The organism is Anaerococcus tetradius ATCC 35098, assembly GCF_000159095.1.
GTDB classification, from domain to species: domain Bacteria; phylum Bacillota; class Clostridia; order Tissierellales; family Peptoniphilaceae; genus Anaerococcus; species Anaerococcus tetradius.
The window spans coordinates 63,350-64,953 of record NZ_GG666301.1; the positions used below are offsets into that span (position 1 = coordinate 63,350).

Consider the following 1,604-nt stretch of genomic DNA (forward strand, 5'->3'; position numbering starts at 1 on the left):
GTGAGAAGCTGACGTATCAGCTTCTCATCCTTAGAAAGGAGGTGATCCAGCCGCACCTTCCGATACGGCTACCTTGTTACGACTTCACCCCAGTTACTGACCCTACCTTCGACTGCTGCTTCCTAATGGTTAGCTCACAGGCTTCGGGTATTGCCAACTTCCATGGTGTGACGGGCGGTGTGTACAAGACCCGGGAACGCATTCACCGCGGCATTCTGATCCACGATTACTAGCAACTCCAACTTCATGCACTCGAGTTGCAGAGTGCAATCCGAACTGGGACAGGCTTTTTGAGTTTTGCTTAACTTCGCAGTCTCGCTTCCCTGTGTACCTGCCATTGTAGCACGTGTGTAGCCCAAGTCATAAAGGGCATGATGATTTGACGTCATCCCCACCTTCCTCCGGTTTATCACCGGCAGTATATCTAGAGTCCCCAACTTAATGATGGTAACTAAATATAGGGGTTGCGCTCGTTATGGGACTTAACCCAACATCTCACGACACGAGCTGACGACAACCATGCACCACCTGTATTACAGTCTTCCGAAGAAGTAAGGAACTATCTCTAATTCCCTCCGTAATATGTCAAGACTTGGTAAGGTTCTTCGCGTTGCGTCGAATTAAACCACATGCTCCGCTGCTTGTGCGGGTCCCCGTCAATTCCTTTGAGTTTCACACTTGCGTGCGTACTCCCCAGGCGGAGTGTTTATTGCGTTAGCTGCGGCACCCAGATTATTCCAGACACCTAACACTCATCGTTTACGGCGTGGACTACCAGGGTATCTAATCCTGTTTGCTACCCACGCTTTCGTACCTCAGCGTCAGTTTATGGCCAGAAAGTCGCCTTCGCCACCGGTATTCCTCCTAATATCTGCGCATTTCACCGCTACACTAGGAATTCCACTTTCCCTTCCATACCTCAAGATGAGCAGTTTTAAAAGCTTACTATAGTTGAGCTATAGGATTTCACTTCTAACTTGCTTATCCGCCTACGTACCCTTTACGCCCAATGATTCCGGACAACGCTCGGACCTTACGTATTACCGCGGCTGCTGGCACGTAATTAGCCGGTCCTTATTCGTATGGTACTGTCATTTTCTTCCCATACAAAAGATTTTTACAACCCGAAGGCCTTCTAAATCACGCGGCGTCGCTGCATCAGGGTTTCCCCCATTGTGCAAAATTCCCCACTGCTGCCTCCCGTAGGAGTCTGGGCCGTGTCTCAGTCCCAATGTGGCCGTACACTCTCTCAAGCCGGCTACTGATCGTTGCCTTGGTGGGCCGTTACCTCACCAACTAGCTAATCAGACGCGAGTCCATCTTACACCGATAAATCTTTGATAAGCTCTTCATGCGAAGAGTTTATGTCATAGGGTATTATTCGTCGTTTCCAACGGCTATCCCCTTGTGTAAGGCAGGTTACTCACGCGTTACTCACCCGTCCGCCACTAATCCAATATTTTTCATCCCGAAGGAATCTAAATATCTTCATCGTTCGACTTGCATGTGTTATGCACGCCGCCAGCGTTAATCCTGAGCCAGGATCAAACTCTCATATATAATATGAGCCGTTTTTTGTTCTGGCTTATTCATTTACATCTGAC

The 1,604-nt window shown here is 48.8% G+C and carries 1 rRNA gene; it reads right to left on the reverse strand.

What is annotated here, in order from left to right:
* Positions 1-34 precede the first annotated feature (34 nt).
* Positions 35-1,560, reverse strand: a 16S ribosomal RNA gene (locus tag HMPREF0077_RS08310).
* Positions 1,561-1,604 lie beyond the last annotated feature (44 nt).